At 58.6% G+C, this 5,925-nt stretch carries 7 protein-coding genes; 1 reads left to right on the top strand and 6 read right to left on the bottom strand.

Going from position 1 to position 5,925, the window contains the following annotated elements; genetic code table 11:
- Nucleotides 1-30: 30 nt before the first annotated feature.
- From SNL23_RS12655 to SNL23_RS12630, 6 genes are read right to left on the bottom strand one after another with little or no spacing between them, the layout of a single operon-like run.
- Complete coding sequence (locus SNL23_RS12655; protein ID WP_017479361.1) at nt 31-732, bottom strand: ABC transporter ATP-binding protein; 702 nt, start codon at nt 730-732, stop codon at nt 31-33.
- A 1-nt stretch (nt 733) separates the two neighbouring features.
- On the bottom strand, nt 734-1,501 hold the full coding sequence (livG, locus tag SNL23_RS12650) for a high-affinity branched-chain amino acid ABC transporter ATP-binding protein LivG (RefSeq protein WP_076016604.1): 768 nt from the start codon (nt 1,499-1,501) through the stop codon (nt 734-736).
- The gene (locus tag SNL23_RS12645) at nt 1,498-2,751 is read right to left on the bottom strand and encodes a high-affinity branched-chain amino acid ABC transporter permease LivM (RefSeq protein ID WP_076016605.1); all 1,254 of its coding nucleotides are present in this window, start codon (nt 2,749-2,751) and stop codon (nt 1,498-1,500) included. Before SNL23_RS12645 ends, livG begins: the two co-directional genes overlap by 4 nt.
- Nucleotides 2,748-3,671, bottom strand: coding sequence for a high-affinity branched-chain amino acid ABC transporter permease LivH (livH, locus tag SNL23_RS12640; protein ID WP_076016606.1), 924 nt, complete (start codon nt 3,669-3,671; stop codon nt 2,748-2,750). The genes SNL23_RS12645 and livH overlap by 4 nt, the downstream gene beginning before the upstream one ends.
- Nucleotides 3,671-3,853 carry a hypothetical protein gene (locus SNL23_RS12635; RefSeq protein ID WP_177009879.1) on the bottom strand — a complete coding sequence of 61 codons (183 nt, stop codon included), beginning with the start codon at nt 3,851-3,853 and terminating at the stop codon, nt 3,671-3,673. Before SNL23_RS12635 ends, livH begins: the two co-directional genes overlap by 1 nt.
- A 45-nt stretch (nt 3,854-3,898) precedes the next feature.
- On the bottom strand, nt 3,899-5,026 hold the full coding sequence (locus tag SNL23_RS12630) for a branched-chain amino acid ABC transporter substrate-binding protein (RefSeq protein ID WP_076016607.1): 1,128 nt from the start codon (nt 5,024-5,026) through the stop codon (nt 3,899-3,901).
- Nucleotides 5,027-5,366: 340 nt separating this feature from the next.
- Here SNL23_RS12630 and SNL23_RS12625 point away from each other — a divergent pair, with 340 nt between their 5' ends.
- Complete coding sequence (locus SNL23_RS12625; protein WP_076016608.1) at nt 5,367-5,669, top strand: DUF2288 domain-containing protein; 303 nt, start codon at nt 5,367-5,369, stop codon at nt 5,667-5,669.
- Nucleotides 5,670-5,925: the final 256 nt, after the last annotated feature.

The raw sequence follows: 5,925 nt of genomic DNA, 5'->3' as shown, positions 1-5,925 counted from the left end.
AAGCCCGCTCATACATTAGCCAGATGGGCATCAACCGCCCAAGTAAGCCTCACGCACTTTCGGATCGGTCAGCAATTGTTCGCCGCTGCCCTGCATCACCACCCGGCCGTTTTCCAGCACATAGGCGCGGTCGGCGATCTTCAGTGCCTGGTTGGCGTTCTGCTCCACGAGGAACACCGTTACACCGTCCTTACGCAGTTGTTCGATGATGTCGAAGATCTGCTGGATGATGATCGGCGCCAGGCCCAGGGACGGTTCGTCCAGCAGCAACAACTTGGGCTTGCTCATCAGCGCACGGCCGATGGCGAGCATTTGCTGTTCGCCGCCGGACATGGTGCCGCCGCGCTGGCTGAAGCGTTCCTTGAGCCGCGGGAACAGGTGCAGCACCTTGTCCATCTGCTCCTGGTAATCGCCCTTGTCGGTAAAGAACCCGCCCATGGCGAGGTTCTCTTCCACGGTCAGGCGGGCAAACACCCGGCGACCTTCCGGAACCACGGCAATGCTCTTGCGCATGATCTCGGAGGAGGCCTGGCCCACCAGTTCCTCACCCATGTAGCGGATGCTGCCGCTATGAGCCTGGGGCGAACCGCACAAGGTCATCAGCAGCGTGGATTTACCGGCACCGTTGGCCCCGATCAGGGTGACGATCTCGCCCTGGCGCACTTCGACGTTGACGTTGTGGAGCGCCTGGATCTTGCCGTAGAAAGTGGAAACGTTTTCGAATTGCAGCATTTTACGCTTCCCCCAAATAGGCTTTGATCACGGCCGGGTTGTCGCGGATCTGCTCCGGCGTTCCGTCGGCCAGTGGCGTGCCCTGGTTGATCACGACGATATGGTCGGAAATGCTCATGACCAGTTTCATGTCGTGTTCGATCAGCAGCACGGTGGCGTTGTTTTCTTCACGCAACACACTGATCAGCGCCTTGAGGTCTTCGGTTTCCTTTGGGTTCAGGCCGGCGGCCGGTTCGTCGAGCATCAGGATCCGCGGACGGGTCATCATGCAGCGAGCGATTTCCAGGCGACGTTGCTGACCGTAGGCCAGGGTACCGGCAGGGCGGTTGGCAAACTCGGTGAGGTTGACCTTGTCCAGCCAGTACGCGGCGTATTCCATGGCCTCGCGTTCGCTCTTGCGGAACGACGGGGTCTTGAACAGGCCGGCAAAGAAGTTGGTGTTCAGGTGACGATGCTGGGCGATCAACAGGTTCTCGACCGCTGTCATGTCCTTGAACAACCGCACGTTCTGGAAGGTCCGCACCACGCCCTTGCGGGCGATTTCGTGGCCGGCCAGGCCCTGGATCGGCTGGCCATCCAGCAGGATGCTGCCGCCGCTTGGCTTGTAGAAGCCGGTCAGGCAGTTGAACACCGTGGTCTTGCCGGCGCCGTTGGGGCCGATCAGAGCCACAACCTGCTTCTCTTGTACGGTCAGGGCCACGCCGTTGACCGCGAGCAAACCGCCGAAGCGCATGCTCAAATTTTCGACTTTCAGGATCTCGCGGCTCATTTGCGCAGCTCCATGTGTGGACGTTGCATGGGCAGCAGGCCTTGAGGACGCCAGATCATCATCAGCACCATCATGGCGCCGAACATCAACATGCGGTATTCGCTGAACTCACGCATCATTTCCGGCAGCAGGATCATCACGATCGCCGCGAGGATCACACCCAGCTGCGAGCCCATGCCGCCCAGCACCACGATGGCAAGGATGATTGCCGACTCGATGAAGGTGAACGACTCCGGGGTCACCAAACCTTGGCGAGCGGCGAAGAAGCTGCCAGCGAAACCGGCGAAGGTTGCCCCGAGGGTGAATGCCGAAAGTTTGATGACGGTCGGGTTCATGCCTAATGCACGGCAGGCGATTTCATCTTCGCGCAGCGCTTCCCACGCACGGCCGATTGGCATGCGCAGCAGACGGTTGATCACGAACAGTGCGGCCAGTGCCAGCAACAGCGCCACCAGGTACAGGAACACCACTTTGCTCACCGGGTTGTAATCCAGCCCGAAGTACTCGTGGAAAGTCTGCATGCCTTCGGCTGCGGTGCGGTCGAACGTCAGCCCGAAGAACGTTGGCTTGGGAATGCTGCTGATGCCATTGGGCCCGCCGGTGATATCGGTGAGGTTACGCAGGAACAGGCGGATGATTTCACCGAAGCCCAAGGTCACGATCGCCAGATAGTCACCGCGCAAGCGCAGTACCGGGAAGCCCAGCAGGAAGCCAAATGTGGCCGCCGCCATGCCGGCCAGTGGCAGGCAGATCCAGAAGCCCCAGCCCAGGTAATGCGAGAGCAGCGCGTAGGTGTAGGCACCCACCGCGTAGAAACCCACATAGCCCAGGTCGAGCAAGCCGGCCAGACCCACCACAATGTTCAGGCCCAGGCCCAGCAACACGTAGATCAGGATCAGCGTTGCGATATCCACCGCACCCCGGGAACCGAAGAACGGCCAGATCAACGCGGCCACGATCAGGCCGATGATGATGTAGCGCTGGGTGCGCGGCAGGGTCAGGAACTGGCTGACCTTGGGCGAAACCAACGGCCCACGGTTGGACTTGAGGAGTGCCCCGACCTGCTGGGTGAACAGCACGCGCAGGAACATCAGCACCGAGCACAGGGCAATGATGGTCAATGTCACCGGGCCGGTGCCATGCACTTCGAGGTTGATCCCGACAATGCTCAGTTTGAGCCCGAGTACCGGAAAGGCCACGGCCCACACCAGCAAGGCGCTGAAAAACGCCGATTTAAGATATCTGCTCATACTTTCTCAACCTCCGGACGGCCCAGAATGCCGGTCGGCCGGAACAACAGCACCAGAACCAATAGACCGAATGCCACCACGTCCTTGTACTGGTCACCGAACACATCGGCGCCAAAGGCTTCCGCCACCCCCAGCACCAGCCCGCCGAGCATCGCACCCGGAATGCTGCCGATGCCGCCCAATACCGCTGCGGTGAAAGCCTTGAGGCCCACCAGGAAACCGGCGTTGGGGTTGATCACGCCATACTGCATGCTCAGCAATACAGCGGCGACAGCCGCCAGTGCGGCACCGATGACGAAGGTCAGGGCGATGATGTTGTTGGTGTTGATGCCCAACAGGTTGGCCATCTTGATGTCTTCGGCGCAGGCCCGGCAGGCGCGCCCCAGACGGGAGCGGGAGATGAACAGGGTCAGGCCGAGCATTGCCACCAGGGTGACGACGAAGACCAGGACCTGCATGTAGGAAATCAGCACTTCTTGTGCGCCACCTGGGCCGAAGGAGAAGCTCCCCGGGATCAGGTTGGGAATGGATTTGTCCTTGGAATCCTGGGACAGCAATACGGTGTTCTGCAGGAAAATCGACATGCCGATCGCAGAGATCAGCGGGATCAAGCGGTTGCTGCCACGCAAGGGGCGGTACGCCACGCGTTCGATACTGTAGCCATAGGCACTGGTTACGACGATGGACGCCAGGAACGCAGCGGTCATCAACAGCGGCAGGGAGTGGATACCCATCATGGCCAGCCCGGCAAGGGCGATGAAGGCCACGTAGGAACCAATCATGTACACCTCGCCATGGGCGAAGTTAATCATTCCAATGATGCCGTAAACCATTGTGTAGCCAATGGCTATCAAGGCATAGGTGCTGCCAACGGTCATGCCGTTAACCAGCGTTTGGAAAAAATGATAGATCTCAGGCATTACAGCGCTCCTAAAAACCCGATACGCATTTCACTGGTGGAGTCAATTTCCGGCTCGGTGCCCTGTTCTGTGATCAGGTTGCACAAAGCGTTTGCCAGCGAACCGCTGGTGACGGTTTTAAGATTTTCAGGTGAACCCACTCCCGGATCGCGGGTGACAGGCCCATAAACCTCGTAAAACAAAGCCCACTGCTTGCACAGTGGGCTTGTTGACCAGTAACGCCTGGCTTACTGAGGGGAAACTTCGGTTTTTGGTTTGCCGAAGTGCCACTCGTAGACCACGAACTTGAAGTCCTTCAGGTCGCCCTTGGCGTCGAAGCTCAGGTCGCCGGTTGGGGTCTTGAAGGTACCGGCGTGAATGGCAGCAGCCACTTTTGCGGTGTCTTCGCTCTTCGCGGCAGCGATACCGCCGGCGATCACTTCAACAGCCGAGTAGGCCGGGAACACGAACGGACCGGTTGGGTCCTGCTTGTTCTTGGCGAACTCTTCAACGATTGCCTTGTTGGCAGGATCGGTGTCGAACGACTTCGGCAGGGTAACCAGCAGGCCTTCGGAAGCGCCTTGGGCGATTTGCGAGATGGAGTCGTTGCCGACGCCTTCCGGACCCATGAACTTGGCGTTCACGCCTTTTTCCTTGGCTTGGCGCAGGATCAGGCCCAGCTCAGGGTGGTAGCCGCCGTAGTAGACGAAGTCGACGTTGGCTTGCTTGAGCTTCTGAATCAGCGAGCCGAAGTCTTTGTCGCCAGCGTTGATGCCTTCGAAGAGGGCAACTTTCACGCCTTTCTTCTCGAGGGTCTGCTTGACGGCGGTGGCGATGCCCTCACCGTACTGCTGCTTGTCGTGGATAACGGCTACGACTTTCGGCTTCACGTGGTCGGCGATGTAGTTGCCGGCGGCAGGGCCCTGGGCGCTGTCCAGGCCGATGGTACGGAAGATCAGCTTGTAGCCACGGGAAGTGATTTCCGGGCTGGTGGCTGCCGGGGTGATCATGATCACGCCTTCGTCTTCGTAGATGTCGGATGCTGGCTGAGTGGAGCTGGAGCAAAGGTGACCGACCACGAACTTGACGCCGTCGTTGACCACTTTGTTGGCTACGGCCACGGCTTGTTTTGGATCGCAAGCGTCGTCGTATTCTTTGGCTTCGAGCATTTTGCCATCGACGCCGCCCTTGGCGTTGATGTCGGCGATAGCCTGTTTGGCGCCCATGAACTGCATGTCGCCGTATTGGGTCACAGGGCCGGTTTTAGGGCCGGCAATACCGATCTTGATGGTGTCAGCTGCGAACGAATGGCTGGCAACCCCGGCCAGGACCATAGCGGCAAACAGTTTGGAAATCTGCTTAGTAGCCTTATTCATAGTGCTCCACTCTTACTGTTGTATTTTTTATAGTTCTAGCGGCCTTGTGAGCTGCAGAACCGGATCAGATATCTCGGATATCCCCCGGCAGCGGCCTGGCAACTGTACCGGTACAGTGTAGAGCGCCGGTTGATCGCTTGAAAAGCTGGCTGCTAGGGGCAAAACCCGGGTGTGTCGCTTAAATGAAAGAAAAAGACAGAATTGCGGCGGGGTGATGCCAGAGTTTCGGGCAATCCTTGGTTTTCCTGACACTTTCGTTCGGTGCTTCATTTGCAACTGGGTTTTTCTGCCTGGTGCTCGACGGTATGATTGCGCCGATTTTTTCTTCAGGTGAACTCCCATGACGCAAGAACCTAGCACCCTCTATGCCAAGCTGCTTGGTGAAACCGCCGAAATTTCCTGGAAGGAGCTTGAGCCGTTCTTTGCCAAGGGTGCCCTATTGTGGGTCGACGCCGGGCTGGATTTGATCGCGGCCGCTGAGGGTATGGCTGAGGATAACCGTGAGAAAGTCGCTGCCTGGCTGGCTGCGGGGAGTCTTGGCGAGGTGTCTGCGACGCGGGCATTGGACCTGGTTGAGCGGGATCCTAGCTTGTGGGCGGTGGTGGTTTCGCCGTGGATTCTGATCCAGGAAAGGGCGGGGTAGGAAATCGCTGCGCGAAAATGGTGCGTGATTTTTCAGGGTTTTAGTGTGTAGCGGGGTAACTGCATTTGCGGTGATGGCACGTTGCCGTAGAGAAAGGTCACAGGCGGGGGTTACGTGCGCGTCATGGGAACAGTTTTGTTCGCGGCGGAATGCGGGGGGAATTGTTTCTGGGTGTGAGTTTTTGGAGTACATATCCGTTATTTCGGTAACGGCTACTTAGGGTTCCGCTCTTACAGCGGGTCACTTTTGGCAAACG

Source organism: Pseudomonas sp. SED1, assembly GCF_034044025.1.
GTDB lineage: Bacteria > Pseudomonadota > Gammaproteobacteria > Pseudomonadales > Pseudomonadaceae > Aquipseudomonas.
This window is presented reverse-complemented; position numbering and strand designations above follow the sequence as displayed.

Bases quoted from the DNA above. Each gene is read 5' to 3' on its own strand.
- SNL23_RS12630 (WP_076016607.1), bottom strand. From the start codon at position 5,026: ATGAATAAGGCTACTAAGCAGATTTCCAAACTGTTTGCCGCTATGGTC.
- SNL23_RS12645 (WP_076016605.1), bottom strand. From the start codon at position 2,751: ATGAGCAGATATCTTAAATCGGCGTTTTTCAGCGCCTTGCTGGTGTGG.
- SNL23_RS12655 (WP_017479361.1), bottom strand. From the start codon at position 732: ATGCTGCAATTCGAAAACGTTTCCACTTTCTACGGCAAGATCCAGGCG.
- livG (WP_076016604.1), bottom strand. From the start codon at position 1,501: ATGAGCCGCGAGATCCTGAAAGTCGAAAATTTGAGCATGCGCTTCGGC.
- livH (WP_076016606.1), bottom strand. From the start codon at position 3,671: ATGCCTGAGATCTATCATTTTTTCCAAACGCTGGTTAACGGCATGACC.
- SNL23_RS12625 (WP_076016608.1), top strand. From the start codon at position 5,367: ATGACGCAAGAACCTAGCACCCTCTATGCCAAGCTGCTTGGTGAAACC.